Source organism: Caballeronia calidae (assembly GCF_900044055.2).
Lineage (GTDB): Bacteria > Pseudomonadota > Gammaproteobacteria > Burkholderiales > Burkholderiaceae > Caballeronia > Caballeronia calidae.
In genome coordinates this window covers 1-16,064 of record NZ_FCOX02000047.1, presented here as the reverse complement: position 1 = coordinate 16,064, position 16,064 = coordinate 1, and the positions used below count along the sequence as shown (strand labels likewise).

Here is a 16,064-nt window from a genome sequence, read left to right as displayed (position 1 = left end):
TGAGTCTCCGGGCACGGCAAAAATTGAACCATACGGCGAAAAAACCGTTCGATAAACACGGCTTTTGCAATAAAACTGCACAAAAACAAAAAGCGCCGCGAGAAACGCGACGCTTTCGGTCTTGGCACGCGCTTCCAGGCGCGTAGTTTACTTTACTTGTCGAGCAGAATGCGCAGCATGCGGCGCAGCGGTTCGGCGGCGCCCCACAACAGTTGATCACCGACAGTAAACGCCGACAGATACTCGCCGCCCATCGCCAGCTTGCGCAGACGGCCGACCGGCACCGTCAGCGTGCCCGTGACGACCGCCGGCGAGAGATCGCGCATCGACGCTTCGCGCTCGTTCGGCACGACCTTCACCCAGTCGTTCGCCGATGCGAGGATGCCGTGCACTTCGTCGAGCGGCACGTCCTTCGTGAGCTTGATGGTGAGCGCCTGCGAATGGCAGCGCATCGCGCCGATACGCACGCAGAGGCCATCGACGGGAATCGAGCCCGGCGTGCCCATCGCGGGCTTGCCGAGAATCTTGTTGGTTTCCGCGCCGCCCTTCCACTCTTCCTTCGACATGCCGTTGCCGAGGTCCTTGTCGATCCACGGAATCAGCGAGCCCGCGAGCGGCACGCCGAAGTTGTCGGTAGGCATGGCGTCGCTGTTCATGGTGGCGAGCACCTTGCGGTCGATGTCGAGGATCGCCGACGACGGGTTCGCCAGATCGTCCTTGACCGCATTGTTCAGCGCGCCCATCTGCGAGAGCAGTTCGCGCATGTTCTGCGCGCCCGCGCCCGATGCGGCCTGATAGGTCATCGCGGTCGTCCACTCGACGAGGTTCTCGCGGAACAGGCCGCCGAGCGCCATCAGCATCAGGCTGACCGTGCAGTTGCCGCCGATGAAATCGCGGCCGCCCTTCACGAGCGAATCCTTGATGACGTCGAGGTTCACCGGATCGAGGATGATGACCGCGTCGTCCTTCATGCGCAGCGCCGACGCCGCGTCGATCCAGTAGCCCTTCCAGCCCGCCGCGCGCAGCTTCGGATACACCTCGTTGGTGTAGTCGCCGCCCTGGCAGGTGATGATGGCGTCGCACTTCTTCAGGTCGTCGATGCTCGTTGCATCTTTGAGCTTCGTCTCGTTTTTGGCGAACGACGGCGCGTTGCCGCCCGCATTGCTGGTGCTGAAAAACACCGGTTCGATCAAGTCGAAATCGCCTTCCTGCTGCATGCGCTGCATCAGGACGCTGCCGACCATGCCGCGCCAACCAACGAGACCTACGTTCATGACTAACCTTTGACTGTGGACACTTCCCCGCATCTTTACCCGGCGTGGCCGCGCGGGGAAGACGCTCGGACACGAGGGACGATCAGCGAATCGTGATCGCTTTGATGGAGATTTTCGTAATGCGCGTTTTTGCCGTGGCTTTGACAGCCACGATGCGCGTGATGATGGCGAGACCCGTCGCGCGGGCTTCAGCGCCGCGATCGATGGAATCCAGAGAGAATTGGGAGTTCTTCGCCATGATTTTTGCAGTCTACACGAAACTTTCGCGTTTTCGTGAGCCTGATGCTGCACCTGCGGGAAATTCGTGCGGATCGTGCGCGAACATCGGAAAAAAGAGACGATCGACCGTTTTCTGACGGCAAACGGCCGATCGATTTCCGGAATTTACAGCGCCTTCAGCACCGCATCGCCCATTTCCTTCGTGCCGACGACCTTGCCGTCCGCCGTCGCGATATCGCCGGTGCGGTAGCCCTGCTCGAGCACCTTCTTGACCGCGCTTTCGATGCGGTCCGCCTGCTCGGTCTTGCCGAGCGAATAGCGCAGCATCATCGCGGCGGAAAGGATGGTCGCAAGCGGGTTGGCGACGCCCTTGCCCGCGATATCCGGCGCGGAACCGTGCGACGGCTCGTACAGGCCCTTGTTGTTCTTGTCGAGCGACGCCGACGGCAACATGCCGATGGAGCCGGTCAGCATCGCGGCTTCGTCAGAGAGGATGTCGCCGAACATGTTGCCGGTCACGACGACGTCGAACGCCTTCGGCGCCTTGACGAGCTGCATCGCCGCATTGTCGACGTACATGTGCGACAGTTCGACGTCCGGATATTCCTTGGCCACCTCGATCATCGTGTCGCGCCACAGTTGCGACGTTTCGAGCACGTTGGCCTTGTCGACGCTCGTCAGCTTCTTCTGGCGCTTCTGCGCCGCCTGAAACGCGACGTGCGCGATGCGGCGCACTTCGGGCTCCGAATAGCGCATCGTGTCGAAGCCTTCCTTCGCGCCTTCGAACGGGCCGTCCGGCGCTTCGCGCAGGCCGCGCGGCGCGCCGAAGTAAATGTCGCCGTTCAGCTCACGCACGATGAGAATGTCGAGACCCGACACGATCTCGGGCTTCAACGACGACGCGCCCGTCAGCTGCGGATAGCAGATCGCCGGACGGAAGTTCGCGAACAATTGCAGATGCTTGCGCAGGCCGAGAATCGCCTGCTCGGGACGCAGCGCGCGCTCGAGCTTGTCGTACTTCCAGTCGCCGACGGCGCCGAACAGGATCGCGTCGGCTTCCTTCGCGAGCGCCAGCGTCGAATCGGGCAGCGGATGACCTTTCGCCTCGTAGCCCGCGCCGCCGACGGGCGCTTCTTCCAGCTCGAATTTCTCGCCGAGCGCGTTCAGGACCTTGACCGCTTCGGCGGTGATTTCGGGACCGATCCCGTCGCCGGGCAGAACTGCGATTTTCATGTGTCTCTTTCCTTTATGCGTGTTTATCCGACGAGCCGGTTATTCAACCACGGCTGCTTCGCGAGGCGCTCGGCTTCGAACTGTTTGATCTTGTCGGCGTGACGCAGCGTGAGGCCGATGTCGTCGAAACCGTTCAGCAGACAGTACTTGCGGAAACCCGGCACTTCGAACGCGTATTCGGTGCCGTCACCCGTGCGCACGACTTGCGCTTCGAGATCGATGGTCAACTGGAAACCGACGAACGCGTACGTCTCGTTGAACAGCTTGTCGACCTGTTGCTCCGTCAGCGCGACCGGCAGCAAACCGTTCTTGAAGCAGTTGTTGTAGAAGATGTCCGCGAAGCTCGGCGCGATGATCGCGCGAAAGCCGTACTGATCCAGCGCCCACGGCGCGTGCTCGCGCGAGCTGCCGCAGCCGAAGTTCTTGCGCGTCAGCAGGATCGACGCGCCCTGATAGCGCGGCTGATTCAGCACGAAGTCCGGATTCAGCGGACGCTTGCTGTTGTCCTGGCCGGGCTGGCCGACATCGAGATAACGCCATTCGTCGAACGCATTCGGACCGAAACCCGTGCGCTTGATCGACTTCAAAAACTGCTTCGGAATGATCGCGTCCGTGTCGACGTTCTCGCGATCCAGCGGCGCGACGAGGCCGCTATGCACAATGAATTTTTCCATGACGTTCGGACCTTTCCAGTTAAGCGAGCTTGCGCACGTCGACGAAGTGGCCTTCGATCGCGGCGGCGGCGGCCATCGCGGGGCTCACGAGATGCGTGCGTCCGCCCGCGCCCTGACGGCCTTCGAAGTTGCGGTTCGAGGTCGAGGCGCAGCGCTCGCCCGGCTCCAGGCGGTCGGCGTTCATCGCGAGGCACATCGAGCAGCCCGGCTCGCGCCATTCGAAACCGGCGTCCGTGAAAATCTTGTCGAGGCCTTCGCGCTCGGCCTGCGCCTTCACGAGGCCCGAGCCCGGCACGACCATCGCGAGACGAATGTTCGACGCAACGCGCTTGCCCAGTGACTTCACGACATACGCGGCCGCGCGCAAATCTTCGATACGCGCATTCGTGCACGAGCCGATGAAAATCTTGTCCGGCTGGATCGATTCGATCGGCGTGTTCGGTTGCAGCGCCATGTAGGTCAGCGCGCGTTCCATCGCATCGCGCTTGACGGGGTCCTTTTCCTTCTCGGGATCGGGCACGCGGCCGTCGATCGACGTGACCATTTCCGGCGACGTGCCCCACGTCACTTGCGGCACGATCTCGGCGGCGTTGATCTCGACGACGCGATCGAACTGCGCGCCGTCATCCGACCTGAACTGGCGCCAGTACTCGACCGCCTGATTCCACTCGACGCCCTGCGGCGAGTACGGACGATCCTTCAGATAGTTGATGGTCGTGTCGTCCACCGCGACCATGCCGGCGCGCGCGCCCGCTTCGATCGCCATGTTGCAGACGGTCATGCGGCCTTCCATCGTCAGCGCGCGAATGGTCGAGCCGCCGAATTCGATCGCGTAGCCCGTGCCGCCCGCCGTGCCGATCTTGCCGATGATCGCGAGCACGATGTCCTTCGCCGTGCAGCCGCGCGGCAACGCGCCTTCGACCTTCACGAGCATGTTCTTGCTCTTCTTCTGCAGGAGCGTCTGCGTGGCGAGCACGTGCTCCACTTCAGACGTGCCGATGCCGTGCGCGAGCGCGCCGAACGCGCCGTGCGTGGACGTGTGCGAGTCGCCGCAGACGATCGTCATGCCGGGCAGCGTCGCGCCCTGCTCCGGCCCGATGATGTGCACGATGCCCTGGCGCAGGTCGTTCATCTTGAACTGCGTGATGCCGAAGCTATCGCAGTTGGCGTCGAGCGTATCGACCTGCAGCTTGGAGACGGGATCGGCGATGCCGTGCGAGCGGTCGGTCGTCGGGACGTTGTGGTCCGACACGGCCAGATTCGCGCTGATGCGCCACACCGGACGCTCGGCGAGCTTCAGCCCTTCGAAGGCCTGCGGGCTCGTCACTTCATGCAGCAGGTGACGGTCGATGTAGAGGATCGAGGTGCCGTCCTCTTCCGTGTGGACGACGTGCGTATTCCACAGTTTGTCGTAGAGAGTCTGTGCCATGGTGAGCGCTTTCGTGTGTGACTGCGGGGATGGGTTTGACCACTTGTGGGTCGATTATGCCACCGTCAAGGGGCGCCCGGGTAGTACCAGTCTACGAAAAAATCCAATAAAAACAGTGGCTTGCGTGGTGGCAACAGTACCCGGATAAACACTACCCGGATGACTGCGCGCGTCGTTCGCTGATACGATCGGCGGCGGCGAGACAACCGGAGAATCGCAGATGGCACAAGAAGACACCGCGCGCAGCACGTTTTTGCTCATCCACGGCGCATGGCATGGCGGCTGGTGCTGGCGCTTCGTCGTCGACAGGCTCGTGGCGCGCGGTCATCGCGTGTTCGCGCCGACGCTGACCGGGCTCGGCGAGCGCCGGCATTTGCTCGAAGCGGCGACGTCGCTCGATGTGTGCATCGAGGACATCGGGAATCTGATCGAAGCGGAAGAGTTGACGGACGTCGTCGTCGTGGGACACAGCTTCGGCGGGCTGGTCGCGTCGGGCGTCGCGGACCGTATGCCACAGCCGATCCGCTCGCTCGTGTTTCTCGACAGCCTGCTCGTCGACAACGGACAGGCGGGATTCGACGTGCTGCCGCAAAGCGTCGTCGAGGATCGCATGAAGGCGGTGAGAGCGAGCGGCCAGACGCTCGCGATGCCCGTGAACGGACTCGTGGGCACGGGCATACCGGAGGATCATCCGCTCGCGGGATGGGTGCGCCGCCGCCTGACGCCGCATCCGCTCGCGACCTACACGACGCCGCTCGCGCTGAAGCATCCATTGGGCAACGGCCTGCCCTGCACCTACGTGCATTGCGCGAATCCGTCGTACGACACGCTCGCGCCGGTGCGCGAGCGCGTCAAGGCGCTGCCCGGTTGGGGCTGGGAGTCGATCGACACCGGACACGACGCGATGGTGCTCGCGCCGGATCTGCTCGTCGATCTGCTGGAACGGCTGGCTGTCCGGTCCTAGCGAACGCGCGTCAAGCCGCCACGGCCTCCGCCCGCGCGAACGTCTTCGGCAGACCCGCGCGGGCAATGGCGCCCGTGAACGGCTCGCCCGGCAGCCATGCCGACACGCTCTCGCGGATCGCCAGCAGCTCGCCGATGTCGATGCCCGTGTTCATGCCCTGCGCTTCGAGCATGAACACGGTGTCCTCGGTGTTGATGTTGCCCGTCGCGTTCGGCGCGAACGGGCAGCCGCCGAGACCGCCGAGCGACGCATCGAACGCGCGGACGCCCGCATCGAGCGCGGCCATCACGTTGGCGAGGCCGAGGCCGCGCGTATCGTGGAAATGGCAGGCTACCGGCACATCGCCGGCCAGCGACATGACCTGACGCAGCAGCGCGTAGACCTGCGCGGGATTCGCATAGCCGACCGTATCGGCGATGGTGATTTCCCCCGCGCCCGCCTCGATGAGCGTCTCGACGAGCCCGAGCACGATGCGCTCGTCCACCTCGCCCGCGATCGTGCAGCCGAACGCCGTCGCCACGCCCGCGCCGAGCACGACGCCTCCGGCGGTGTCATCGCGCGCCGCGACGATGCGCGCGAAGTCCTCCACCGATTCCGCCGTGCTGCGCCGCACGTTCTTCATGTTGTGCTCGTTGCTCGCGGAAAGCACATAGTGCACCTTCCGCAAACCGACTTCGAACGCGCGTTGCGCGCCTTTCAGGTTCGGCACGAGCGCCGCCGCATGAAGGCCGTCGATGGCGAGCGCGCCCGCCGCGACCTCGACCGCGTCCGCGAACTGCGGCACGATCGTCGGCGGCACGAAGGACGTCACTTCGATATCGCGCACGCCCGCATCGACCATCCGCGCGCACCATGCGAGCTTCTGTTCGCTCGCGAGGATCGTGCGCACCATCTGCAAGCCGTCCCGCAAGCCGACTTCGCGAATCTGCACTGCTGCATCAGTCATCGTTCGTGTCCAGTCAAATGGTTGCATCTGCAACTGCTTCGCCGCTTTCTTCCTTGTGGCCATCGTCCGAAGGCGCGGCCGAGGTCGACGGCGCGAGCACCACGGCCGCGATGGCGCCGATCACCATCAGGAGCGCGATCGCGCCGAGGCCGCCCGCCATGCTGTTCGTCATCGTCTTGATCGAGCCGATGATCATCGGGCTCACGAAGCCGCCGAGCAGGCCCAGGCAGTTGATCATCGCGACGCCGCCCGCCGCGCCGCTGCCGCGGATGTAGTCCGTCGAGATCGCCCAGATGAGCGGATTGGGCGCGAGGATGCCTGCGGTCGCCACCGACAGCGCGACCAGCGACAGCGCGAGATTGCCGCCCGTGAACGCCGCGGCGACGAGCCCGGCCGCGCCGAACAGCATCGCGATCGCGCAGTGCCAGCGGCGCTCCATCGTGCGATCCGAATGGCGGTTCAGCGTGATGAGCGCGATCCAGCTCACGAAGTACGGAATCGCGGAATAGCAGCCGATCTGCAACGCGCTCGACACGCCCGCGCTCTTGATGAGCGTCGGCAGCCAGAAGCCGATCGCGAACACGCCCGCGATCTGCGTGAACCACACGAAGCCCATCACATAGACGCGATAGTCGGCGAGCGCGCGTCCGAACGTATGCTCGGCATGCTTCGCCGACACGCTCGAGCTCTTGCGGATGTCGTCCGCCACGAGCGCCTTCTCGCTTTCGGTGAGCCATTTCGCCTTCTGCGGCGAATCATCGAGGAAGAAGAACGCGACCACGCCGAGCACGCTCGCGGGCAGGCCTTGCACGATGAACATCCACTGCCAGCCGTGCAGGCCGAACCAGCCGTTGAAGTAGGTCATCAGCGCGCCCGACAGCGGCCCGCCGAAGAGACCCGCGATGCCCGTCGCGCACGTGAAGATCGCGATGACCTTCGCGCGCCGCTCGACCGGATACCAGCGCGTCAGATAGAAAATCACGCCGGGATACAGCCCCGCTTCGGCGAGCCCGAGGAAAAAGCGCACGGTATAGAGATGCGAAGGCAGCGTGACGAAGGCCGTCGCCGATGCGATCAGCCCCCACAGGATCATGATGCGCGAGAACGTGCGCTTCACGCCGATGCGCGCGAGCAGCAGGTTGCTCGGCACTTCCATCAGCACGTAGCCGAGAAAGAAGATGCCCGCGCCGACGCTATAGGTGAGATCGCTGAAGCCGACATCGTGCTTCATGTCGAGCTGCGCAATGCCGATGTTGATGCGATCGAGAAACGCGAACACGTAGCACAGGAACAAAAACGGGATCAGCCTGCGGGTGATCTTGCCGTAGGTCGCTTCCGCCTGCGGTCTGTCGAAACTGCCGATATCGGGGTTCATGTCTGTCTCCTCCGGTGTTTCCGGGTGTTGTGTCGGCCGTCGCGTGGCTGGCTAGCGGCCTTTGAATCGAGGCGAGCGCTTTTCGTTGTAGGCGCTGATTCCTTCGAGACGGTCTTCCGTCGGAATCAGGCGGTTATACGCTTCGATCTCCAGATAAAGGCCGGTGCGCAGATCGCCCTGCATGCCGAGGTCGATGGCCTTCTTCGCCTGCGCGACCGAGAGCGGCGCGCTCGTGCAGATGTCGCGCGCGGCGTCGATGGCATCGGCGAGCACGCGGCCCGGCTCGCACAGGCGATTGACCACGCCCCACGCGAGCGCTTCATCGGCGGAAAAACGCGCGCCGCGGAAGATCAGCTCTTTCGCGCGCCGCGCGCCGATGGTGCGCGGCAACTGCTGCGTGCCGCCGCCGCCCGGCATGATGCCGCGCTTCACTTCGGTGAAGCCGAACACCGCGTTCTTCGCGGCATACGCGAAGTCGCACGCGAGCAGCAGTTCGAGTCCGCCCGCGACCGCCGAGCCGTTCGCCGCGCAGATGACCGGCACCGGGCAATACGTGAGCGCGCGGTTCATGCGCTCGAACAGATAGTGCTGCACGCCGAACTGCTCGTCGGTCATGCCTTCGCGCTGCTTCAGATCCGCGCCGCCGCAGAATGCGCGCTCGCCCGCGCCCGTGAGGATCACGCAGCGATACTGCGCCGGGTCCGCTTCGAGCGCGCCGAATACGCGGATCAGCTCGTGGCCCATCGTCGTGCTGATCGCGTTCGACACTTCCGGGCGATTCAGCGTGACGACGAGAATCTGTTGATCGATTTCTTCGAGGGTCAGCGTGTCGAGCGCGCTGCCCAGTTGCGATGCAATCTTCAAGGTGTCTCCAGTGGCGCTTTCGCCAGCAGATGGTTGTGTTCGCCGAGCTTCGGCGTGACGCCGGTATGCGCGGGCCGCGCGCCGCCGAACGAGATCGGCACGCCCACGACGGTCGCGGCGCCGTCGTCGGTCGTGCGCAGCAGGTCGAGCGCTTTCGTCTGCTCGTGCGCGACGACCTGATCGATCGTCTGGATCGGCCCGCACGGAATACCGGCCGCATCGAGCGCCGCGAGCCAGTGCGCCGTGCCCTCCTTGCGAAACTCGACGTGCAGCAGGTCGATCAGCTCGACGCGGTTGGAGACGCGCGCGCCGTTGGTGACGAAGCGCGCATCGTCCGCGAGCGCGGGCACCGCGAGGACGCCGCACAGACGCCGGAACAGGCGGTCGTTGCCCGCCGCGACCATGATGGTGCCGTCCGCGCATTCGAACGCCTGATGCGGCACGATCGCCGCCGTGCCCGAGCCCCAGCGTCCCGGCAGCACGCCCGACGCCAGATAGTCGGCGATCTGGATGCCCGCCCAGCTGATCGCTGTCTCGTAGAGCGATACCGACACGATCTCGCCCGCGCCGCTCGCCTGCCGCCGGAACAGCGCGGCGAGCACGCCGATAGCGGCCCACAGCCCCGTGCCCATATCGTTCACCGAGACGGGAATGCGCGACAGCGGCTCGCCCGGCTGACCGAGAAAGCTCATCAGGCCGGACAGCGCCTGCACGAGCGGGTCGTAACCGGGCTTGTCGCGCAGCGGCCCGGCCGTGCCGAACGCACCGAGATTGCAGTAGACGAGCGAGGGCTTCATGCGCAGCATCGCTTCGCCGCCGAGGCCGTACTTCTCGGTGCCGCCCGCCTTCAGGTTCTGCAGGACGACATCGGCGCGGCGTTCGATCAACTCGCGCAGCGCCTGCGCTTCGTCGGGATTCGACAGCGACATCGCGATGCTCGACTTGCCGTGGTTCACCGCGTGAAAGAGCGCGGCGGCGCCATCGACGAAAGGCGGGCCCCAGTCGCGTGCGTAATCGCCGCCCTCCGCGCTTTCGATCTTGATGACCTCCGCGCCCAGCGAGCCGAGAATCATGCCCGCGTAGGGCGCGGCGAGACTGTGGCCGATCTCGACGACGCACACGCCCGCGAGCGGCAAGGGCTTCGTCATGTCCGCATGCACGCTCATTCGGCCGCCACCGCGAGCGATGCGTCCGCGCTTTCCCGCGCGCCGGCGTTCCCGTGTTCGCCGTAGAGCCGCGCGGCGGCATCGGCGCTGATATAGCCATCGGCGATATCGGCCGCGACACGATCGTGCTCGCGTTCGCGCGGATCGCCATAGCCGCCGCTGCCCGCGGGCTGCACCATCACGCGATCGCCGCGATACACGACCGTCTGTCCGCCCTTCGCCGCGACGCGGTGCTCGCTGCCGTCCGCGCGTTGCACGATGCAATGGAAGCGCGTGCCGGGCAATCCGCCGAAATGGCCCTCGGGCGCGGAGCGGCCGCGCTCGCCGGACACCGTGAAGGTCGCTTCGTCATACTCGACGCGATACACGCGCCGCGACGTGAGCCCGCCGCGCCGCCTTCCCGCGCCGCCGCTGTCCGTCACGAGCGACCATTCCTCGACGACGAGCGGCGAAGTCGTCTCGATCATCTCGATCGACTGGCTGCCCGCATTGCCGACATACACGCGCACGCCGCTCACGCCGTCGTTTTGCGCACGCGCGCCCATGCCGCCCGCGTGGACATCGTGCATCGTGACGAACTCCTGGCCCGTGCGCGCGATGCGCGCCGCGTCCGTGTCGCGTCCGCTGAAGATGCCCGCGCACGACGCGCAGTTGCTCTGCCCCGTGATGCGCTCGGGCACCGCCGGCGCGAGCGCCTTCAGCAGCAGGTCGATGACGCGCGGCGATGTCTCCGTATTGCCCGACACGACCGATGCCGGATAGCGGCAGTTCAGCACGCTGCCTTCGGGCGCGATGATCGTCACCGGCCGATAACAGCCCTGGTTGATCGGAATGCCGGGATCGGTCAGCGCCTTCACCGTGAACCACGTGCTATTGCATGTCACGGACAGCGGACAGTTGATGCCGCCGCGCACCTGCGCGCCCGTGCCGGTGTAATCGAACGTGATGTGGTCGCCCGCCTTCGTGATCTTCACTTTCAGCAGCGGCCGCTCCTGCTTCCAGCCCGGCGCTTCGATCGGATCGAGATACTCCTCGGCTTCGTACACGCCGTCCGGAATGCGCGCGATTTCCGCGCGAATCAGCTTCTCCGAATGATCGAGGCTCTGGCTCATCACTTCGGCGAGCGCATCGGCGCCGTACTTCGCGACGAGTTCGCCGATACGCCTGTCGCCGACGAACGTGCCCGCGTATTGCGCCTGAATGTCGAGCCGCAGTTCATGCGCGTTGCGGCTGTTCTTCGTGAGCAGGTTGAGCATGTCCTGCACCGGCTCGTCGTTGCGATACAGAAAGACCGGCGGAATGCGGATGCCTTCCGCGAACACGTCCCACGTCGTGACCGTGTAGCTGCCCGGCGATTGCCCGCCGATATCGGTCCAGTGCCCGCGCGTCATCACGAACGCGACGATCTTGCCGTCCGCGAAGACCGGACGCGTGAACTGCACGTCGGGTTGATGATTGCCGCCGCCGACATACGCGTCGTTGCTGATGATGACGTCGCCGGGGCGCAGGTTCTCGCGGCCCACCGCTTCGACCGAGACGCGCGTCGAGATGACGGCGGAGCCGAGCATCGTCGGGATGTCGTTGCCTTGCGCGATGAGCTGCATGTCGGCGTCGAAGATCGCGGCCGACGAGTCGCCGCTCGCGTGCATCAGCGGGCTGCCCGCCGTGCGCATCATCGCGATCTTCATTTCACGCGCGACCGCGAAGAGACTGCTGCGAATGATTTCGTATGTAACGATGTCCATGAATTCAGGCTGCCAGTTCGATGACGAGGTTGAGGTCAGGATCGACGCGCGCGACATGCGACGCCTTCAGCACCGCGCAACTGCTGTGCTCTTCGATCACGGCCGGCCCTTCGATCGTCGCGCCGACCGGAATCTCGGTGCGCGCGAACACGGGCAGCGTGCGCACGCCGCCGTCGAAATACACGTCGCGCGTGCGGACCGGCTTCGGCACGATGCCGCCATCGCTGCCTGCGACGCCGCCGCGCCAGCCCGTGCTCGTCACGAGTTGCAGACGCACGTTGGCGACGACGACCGGCTTGTCCTTGCTGACGAAGTTCCATTGCCGCTGATGCGCGCGCTCGAACGCCTGCGCGAGCGCGGCACGGATGCCTTGCGCCTCGTCCTGCACTTCGACGGTGATCACGTCGGGCTGGCCGGCGTAGCGGCAGTCCGCGAGACGCACGACTTTCACGCCGTCGCGATCGACGCCATGACGCGCCAGCTCTTCCATGCCTTGCGCCGTGAGCTCGTCGAGCGCCTGATGCAGCGTGGCATCGTCGATCATGGCGAGATCGCTTTCGAGCGGCCGCTGATAGTCGTATTGCTGATCCGCGACCGTCATGCCGAACGCGCTGAAGAGGCCGGGCAGCGGCGGAATCACGACGCGCCGGATACCCATCTCGTGCGCCAGATCGACCGCATGCACGGGGCCTGCGCCGCCATAGCAGATGTACGAGAACTCGCGCGGATCGTAGCCGCGCTCGACGGTCATGATGCGGATGGCCTGCGCCATCAGCGCGTTCGCGACCGAGCGCACGACCTGCGCGGCTTCCGGCACGGAGACGCCCAGCGGCTTCGCGATCACGTCCTCGACGACGCGCCAGGCGGCCTTCGCATCGAGCTTGAATTCGCCGCCGAGGAAGCTGTCGGGATCGATATAGCCGAGCACGAGATTGCAGTCCGTCACGGTCGGACGCGTGCCGCCGCGTCCGTAGCATGCGGGGCCGGGATCGGCGCCCGCGCTTTCCGGTCCGATGCGCACGCCGCCGCCCGCATCGATCCAGACGATGGAGCCGCCGCCCGCGCCGACCGAATCGATATCGATGCTCGGCGAGCGCACGGTGTACGTATGTAGGAGACTCTTGTTGCGCAGCTCGGGACGGAAATCGCGGATCAGCGAGACATCGAAGGTCGTGCCGCCCATGTCGCCGAGAATCGCGTTCTTGAGCTCGCTCTTCTCGCAGTTGCGGATCGCCGCGGACACGCCGCCCGCCGGACCGGATTCGAGCAGCACGATGGGCTTGTCCGCGACCATCGCCGGACTCGCGAGGCCGCCATTCGATTGCATGAACAGAAACTTGCCCGCGAAGCCGAGTTGCGCGAGCGCGTTGATGAGCCGCCCGATGTAGCGCCCGCACACGGGGCCGAGCATCGCGTTGATGACGGTCGAGCTCGCGCGCTCGTACTCCATCGCTTCCGGATTGACTTCGTGCGATGCACAGATGAAGCGGTCGGGCAGCAGGCGCCGCAGCGTCTCGACGGCTTCGCGCTCGTGTTGCGGATTCACGTGTGCATGCAGGAAGCACACCGCGATCGCTTCGATATCCGAATCGCGGATCTCATCGGCGAGCGCTTCGAGGCCGGCCTGATCGAGCGGCGTCTCGACGCGCCCGTCATAGCGCAGCCGCTCGCTCACTTCGAGCCGCCAGCGGCGCTCGACGAGCGGACGCGGGTTGTCGAACAGCAGGTCGTACAGATCGGCCCGATCATGCCGCGATACGCGGCGCAGTTCGAGCACGTCGCGGAAACCGCGCGTCGTGATGAGCGCCGTCTTCGCGCCCGTGCCTTCGACGACCATGTTGGTCGCCATCGTCGTGCCGTGTCCGAGGAAGGACACGTCTTCGCTGCGCGTGCCCGACAGCGCCAGAATCTTGCGGAAACCTTCGATCGTTCCGACGACGCGGTCCTTCGGCGTCGTCGGCACTTTGGTCGACCAGATCTTCCCCGTCTGGTCATCCACCATCACGACATCGGTGAAGGTGCCGCCGACATCGATACCGATTCTTTTCAATTTGCCTCTCTCCATGTGGATGCGTTTCTTTTCCGGCGCGTGCCCGTTCGCGCGTGCGTTCCGGCTATGATCGAGCCGCGCCGGCTCGAGCGCGATGAACATCGACGAAGCCAGTGTAAAGAGGCGCGGCGCGGCCAGATAATGAAACCTTCCGATCAGGTGAGAAGCTGGAGTTATATCGGTGATAACCAGTATCGATGCGATCCTGAGGCGACTTCGCGGCAATCACGTCGCGCTGCTGATCGCGCTAGACGATCACGGCTCGCTGCGCCGCGCGGCGCAACAGGTATCGCTGTCGCAGCCCGCGACGACCAAATCCCTGCGTGAAATCGAGGCGATGTTCGGCACGGAGCTGTTCGCGCGCTCGCCGCGCGGCATCGTGCCGAACGAACTCGGACGCTGCGTGATCCGTCATGCGCGCGCGGTGCGCTCGGAGATCGGCGCATTGCGCGACGAGCTCGCCGCGATCATGCGCGGCGGCGGCGGCACGCTCGCGATCGGCGCGGTGATGGGCTCGATGCCCGTGTGGCTCACGCCTATCCTCAAATCGCTGCGCGAAGTGCAGCCGGATATTTCCGTCGAAGTGTGGGAGGACAACAGCGCGCGGCTCCTGTCGATGCTCGATCAGCGCCTGCTCGATCTCGTGATCGGGCGGCCGAGCATCAGCGTGCATCCGGAGGCTTACGACTTCATTCCACTCGAGGTGGAGGAAGTGTGCTTCGTCGTCGATGGCGGCGATCCGCTCGCGCGCGAGGAGCACGTATCGCTTGCGGATCTTGGCGAGAATCCGTGGATCGTGCCGCAAGCCACGCTGCCGATGCGCTCGCTGCTCGAGCAACTGTTCGACGACGCGGACGTGCCGTTTCCGCGTTACGCGATCGAGACGTCATCGACGTTCGCGACCTTGTCGCTGCTGCGATCCGGAGCGGGAACGGTCGGGCTGATGCCGCTGAAGGTGGCGCAGTATTTCGAGGAGCACGGGCTGGTGGCGGTGCTGCCGATTCGCGTGGAGCGGCGTGGCGCGCCTTATGGCATCGCGACGCGCAAGGGCGCGACGCTGACGCAGCCGGTGCAGCGGTTTATCGAGTTGTGTGTGGGGAAGCGGGATGGGGATTCGATGCGCTCGGACTGAATCGCACGGGTGAAGCTCACCTTATGGAGCCCGCAAGATGGCCTAACCCGTTTGGTCGACTGTTCTCCGTATGAGCGAGGTCGTATTGTGGATTGACGACTCGCCGCACGCAGTAATAACATTGTAAATACAAGAACAGCCATGATCGATCACATGAAAACCACCATCCGAAAGATGGGCAACTCACAGGGTGTCCTGATTCCCAAGCCGTTTCTGGCGCAATTGGGGCTGGAGAACGAGGTGGAGATGAATGTCGAAGATGACGCGATCGTACTGCGTCGACCTCGAACCCACGCACGCGAAGGTTGGGCAGAAGCCAGCAAATCTATCGCCGCAGCTTCTGATGACACGCTGGTCATGGGCGAGTTCGGCAACGACGATGATACGGAGCTCGAATGGTAGCTCGCGGTGACATCTGGCTCGTGGCGCTCGATCCGACTCGTGGCAGTGAGATTCAGAAGACCCGACCATGCGTGGTCGTTTCGCCGCCAGAATTGCACGATCACTTACGCACTGTCATCGTGGCGCCAATGACTTCGAAAGGCACCTCGGCGCCCTTTCGTATTCCCGTGTCGTTCAGGCGAAAGGAGGGCTTGATCCTCTTGGATCAGATGCGCACCGTGGACAAGATACGACTCTTGAAAAAGGAAGGCGCCGTAGCCGAGAAGACACTCGCAGATGCGTTGCACACGCTGCAAGAACTGTTTGCAGTTTGAATGCAGCGCTATGTGCATGATCTTCCGCCACAGCGAAACCTCTTAAACAAAAAGCCCCGGCGATCACTCGCCGGGGCTTCCCGATCAACTTACTCCGATCAGCTTACCGCTTCGCCAGCGGCTTCACTTCACGCGGCGCCTGACCGATGAACAACTGACGCGGACGACCGATCTTCTGCTCGGGATCCGCAATCATCTCATTCCACTGCGCGATCCAGCCGACCGTACGCGCCATCGCGAAGATGCACGTGAACATCGACGTCGGGATGCCCAGCGC

General features: G+C 64.6%; 16 protein-coding genes. 4 read left to right on the top strand and 12 right to left on the bottom strand.

The features are described from left to right. Positions 1-152 precede the first annotated feature (152 nt). The 5 genes from asd to leuC all read right to left on the bottom strand — a co-directional run bounded on the left by asd (position 153) and on the right by leuC (position 4,829). A complete protein-coding gene (gene asd / locus AWB78_RS30635) occupies positions 153-1,274 on the bottom strand; it encodes an aspartate-semialdehyde dehydrogenase (RefSeq protein ID WP_062610378.1) in 1,122 nt (373 codons plus the stop codon). An 82-nt stretch (positions 1,275-1,356) separates the two neighbouring features. After that, positions 1,357-1,512: a hypothetical protein gene (locus AWB78_RS46870; protein WP_157697676.1), complete on the bottom strand. Its 156-nt coding sequence runs from the start codon at positions 1,510-1,512 to the stop codon at positions 1,357-1,359. A 146-nt stretch (positions 1,513-1,658) separates the two neighbouring features. After that, positions 1,659-2,726 carry a 3-isopropylmalate dehydrogenase gene (leuB, locus tag AWB78_RS30630; RefSeq protein WP_062610377.1) on the bottom strand — a complete coding sequence of 356 codons (1,068 nt, stop codon included), beginning with the start codon at positions 2,724-2,726 and terminating at the stop codon, positions 1,659-1,661. A 23-nt stretch (positions 2,727-2,749) separates the two neighbouring features. Further along, positions 2,750-3,400, bottom strand: a complete 651-nt coding sequence (gene leuD / locus AWB78_RS30625; RefSeq protein ID WP_062610376.1) for a 3-isopropylmalate dehydratase small subunit — start codon at positions 3,398-3,400, stop codon at positions 2,750-2,752. A gap of 19 nt (positions 3,401-3,419) precedes the next feature. Further along, entirely contained in the window at positions 3,420-4,829 is a 1,410-nt protein-coding gene (gene leuC, locus AWB78_RS30620; protein WP_062610375.1) for a 3-isopropylmalate dehydratase large subunit, read from the bottom strand. Positions 4,830-5,049: 220 nt separating this feature from the next. Here leuC and AWB78_RS30615 point away from each other — a divergent pair, with 220 nt between their 5' ends. Continuing rightward, positions 5,050-5,793, top strand: coding sequence for an alpha/beta fold hydrolase (locus AWB78_RS30615; protein ID WP_062610374.1), 744 nt, complete (start codon positions 5,050-5,052; stop codon positions 5,791-5,793). A 10-nt stretch (positions 5,794-5,803) separates the two neighbouring features. Here the strand turns inward: AWB78_RS30615 and AWB78_RS30610 are convergent, their stop codons facing one another. From AWB78_RS30610 to AWB78_RS30585, 6 genes are read right to left on the bottom strand one after another with little or no spacing between them, the layout of a single operon-like run. Then, entirely contained in the window at positions 5,804-6,739 is a 936-nt protein-coding gene (locus AWB78_RS30610; RefSeq protein WP_062610373.1) for a hydroxymethylglutaryl-CoA lyase, read from the bottom strand. Between the two features lie 13 nt (positions 6,740-6,752). Further along, positions 6,753-8,114: an MFS transporter gene (locus tag AWB78_RS30605; protein ID WP_062610372.1), complete on the bottom strand. Its 1,362-nt coding sequence runs from the start codon at positions 8,112-8,114 to the stop codon at positions 6,753-6,755. Positions 8,115-8,165: 51 nt separating this feature from the next. After that, complete coding sequence (locus AWB78_RS30600) at positions 8,166-8,978, bottom strand: enoyl-CoA hydratase-related protein (RefSeq protein ID WP_062610371.1); 813 nt, start codon at positions 8,976-8,978, stop codon at positions 8,166-8,168. Further along, complete coding sequence (locus AWB78_RS30595; protein WP_062610370.1) at positions 8,975-10,144, bottom strand: CaiB/BaiF CoA transferase family protein; 1,170 nt, start codon at positions 10,142-10,144, stop codon at positions 8,975-8,977. The genes AWB78_RS30600 and AWB78_RS30595 overlap by 4 nt, the downstream gene beginning before the upstream one ends. Continuing rightward, positions 10,141-11,889 carry a hydantoinase B/oxoprolinase family protein gene (locus AWB78_RS30590; RefSeq protein ID WP_062610369.1) on the bottom strand — a complete coding sequence of 583 codons (1,749 nt, stop codon included), beginning with the start codon at positions 11,887-11,889 and terminating at the stop codon, positions 10,141-10,143. The genes AWB78_RS30595 and AWB78_RS30590 overlap by 4 nt, the downstream gene beginning before the upstream one ends. A 4-nt stretch (positions 11,890-11,893) precedes the next feature. Continuing rightward, positions 11,894-13,939, bottom strand: coding sequence for a hydantoinase/oxoprolinase family protein (locus tag AWB78_RS30585; protein WP_062610407.1), 2,046 nt, complete (start codon positions 13,937-13,939; stop codon positions 11,894-11,896). A 181-nt stretch (positions 13,940-14,120) separates the two neighbouring features. Here AWB78_RS30585 and AWB78_RS30580 point away from each other — a divergent pair, with 181 nt between their 5' ends. The 3 genes from AWB78_RS30580 (at position 14,121) to AWB78_RS30570 (ending at position 15,787) form a co-directional block, all read left to right on the top strand. Next, the gene (locus tag AWB78_RS30580) at positions 14,121-15,071 is read left to right on the top strand and encodes a LysR family transcriptional regulator (protein WP_062610368.1); all 951 of its coding nucleotides are present in this window, start codon (positions 14,121-14,123) and stop codon (positions 15,069-15,071) included. A 153-nt stretch (positions 15,072-15,224) separates the two neighbouring features. Continuing rightward, complete coding sequence (locus AWB78_RS30575) at positions 15,225-15,473, top strand: AbrB/MazE/SpoVT family DNA-binding domain-containing protein (protein WP_062610406.1); 249 nt, start codon at positions 15,225-15,227, stop codon at positions 15,471-15,473. Next, the gene (locus AWB78_RS30570) at positions 15,467-15,787 is read left to right on the top strand and encodes a type II toxin-antitoxin system PemK/MazF family toxin (RefSeq protein WP_062610367.1); all 321 of its coding nucleotides are present in this window, start codon (positions 15,467-15,469) and stop codon (positions 15,785-15,787) included. The genes AWB78_RS30575 and AWB78_RS30570 overlap by 7 nt, the downstream gene beginning before the upstream one ends. Positions 15,788-15,890: 103 nt before the next feature. On the opposite strand, the gene AWB78_RS44015 is transcribed toward AWB78_RS30570, so the two are convergent. Continuing rightward, positions 15,891-16,064 (bottom strand): citrate/2-methylcitrate synthase (locus AWB78_RS44015; RefSeq protein WP_332460123.1); only part of this gene is annotated, 174 nt, incomplete at its 5' end.

Excerpts from the sequence above, each read along its gene's own strand:
- AWB78_RS46870 (WP_157697676.1), bottom strand. The coding sequence starts at position 1,512 with ATGGCGAAGAACTCCCAATTCTCTCTGGATTCCATCGATCGCGGCGCT.
- AWB78_RS30575 (WP_062610406.1), top strand. The coding sequence starts at position 15,225 with ATGAAAACCACCATCCGAAAGATGGGCAACTCACAGGGTGTCCTGATT.
- AWB78_RS30570 (WP_062610367.1), top strand. The coding sequence starts at position 15,467 with ATGGTAGCTCGCGGTGACATCTGGCTCGTGGCGCTCGATCCGACTCGT.
- leuD (WP_062610376.1), bottom strand. The coding sequence starts at position 3,400 with ATGGAAAAATTCATTGTGCATAGCGGCCTCGTCGCGCCGCTGGATCGC.
- AWB78_RS30605 (WP_062610372.1), bottom strand. The coding sequence starts at position 8,114 with ATGAACCCCGATATCGGCAGTTTCGACAGACCGCAGGCGGAAGCGACC.
- AWB78_RS30590 (WP_062610369.1), bottom strand. The coding sequence starts at position 11,889 with ATGGACATCGTTACATACGAAATCATTCGCAGCAGTCTCTTCGCGGTC.
- leuC (WP_062610375.1), bottom strand. The coding sequence starts at position 4,829 with ATGGCACAGACTCTCTACGACAAACTGTGGAATACGCACGTCGTCCAC.
- leuB (WP_062610377.1), bottom strand. The coding sequence starts at position 2,726 with ATGAAAATCGCAGTTCTGCCCGGCGACGGGATCGGTCCCGAAATCACC.
- AWB78_RS30610 (WP_062610373.1), bottom strand. The coding sequence starts at position 6,739 with ATGACTGATGCAGCAGTGCAGATTCGCGAAGTCGGCTTGCGGGACGGC.
- AWB78_RS30595 (WP_062610370.1), bottom strand. The coding sequence starts at position 10,144 with ATGAGCGTGCATGCGGACATGACGAAGCCCTTGCCGCTCGCGGGCGTG.
- asd (WP_062610378.1), bottom strand. The coding sequence starts at position 1,274 with ATGAACGTAGGTCTCGTTGGTTGGCGCGGCATGGTCGGCAGCGTCCTG.
- AWB78_RS30615 (WP_062610374.1), top strand. The coding sequence starts at position 5,050 with ATGGCACAAGAAGACACCGCGCGCAGCACGTTTTTGCTCATCCACGGC.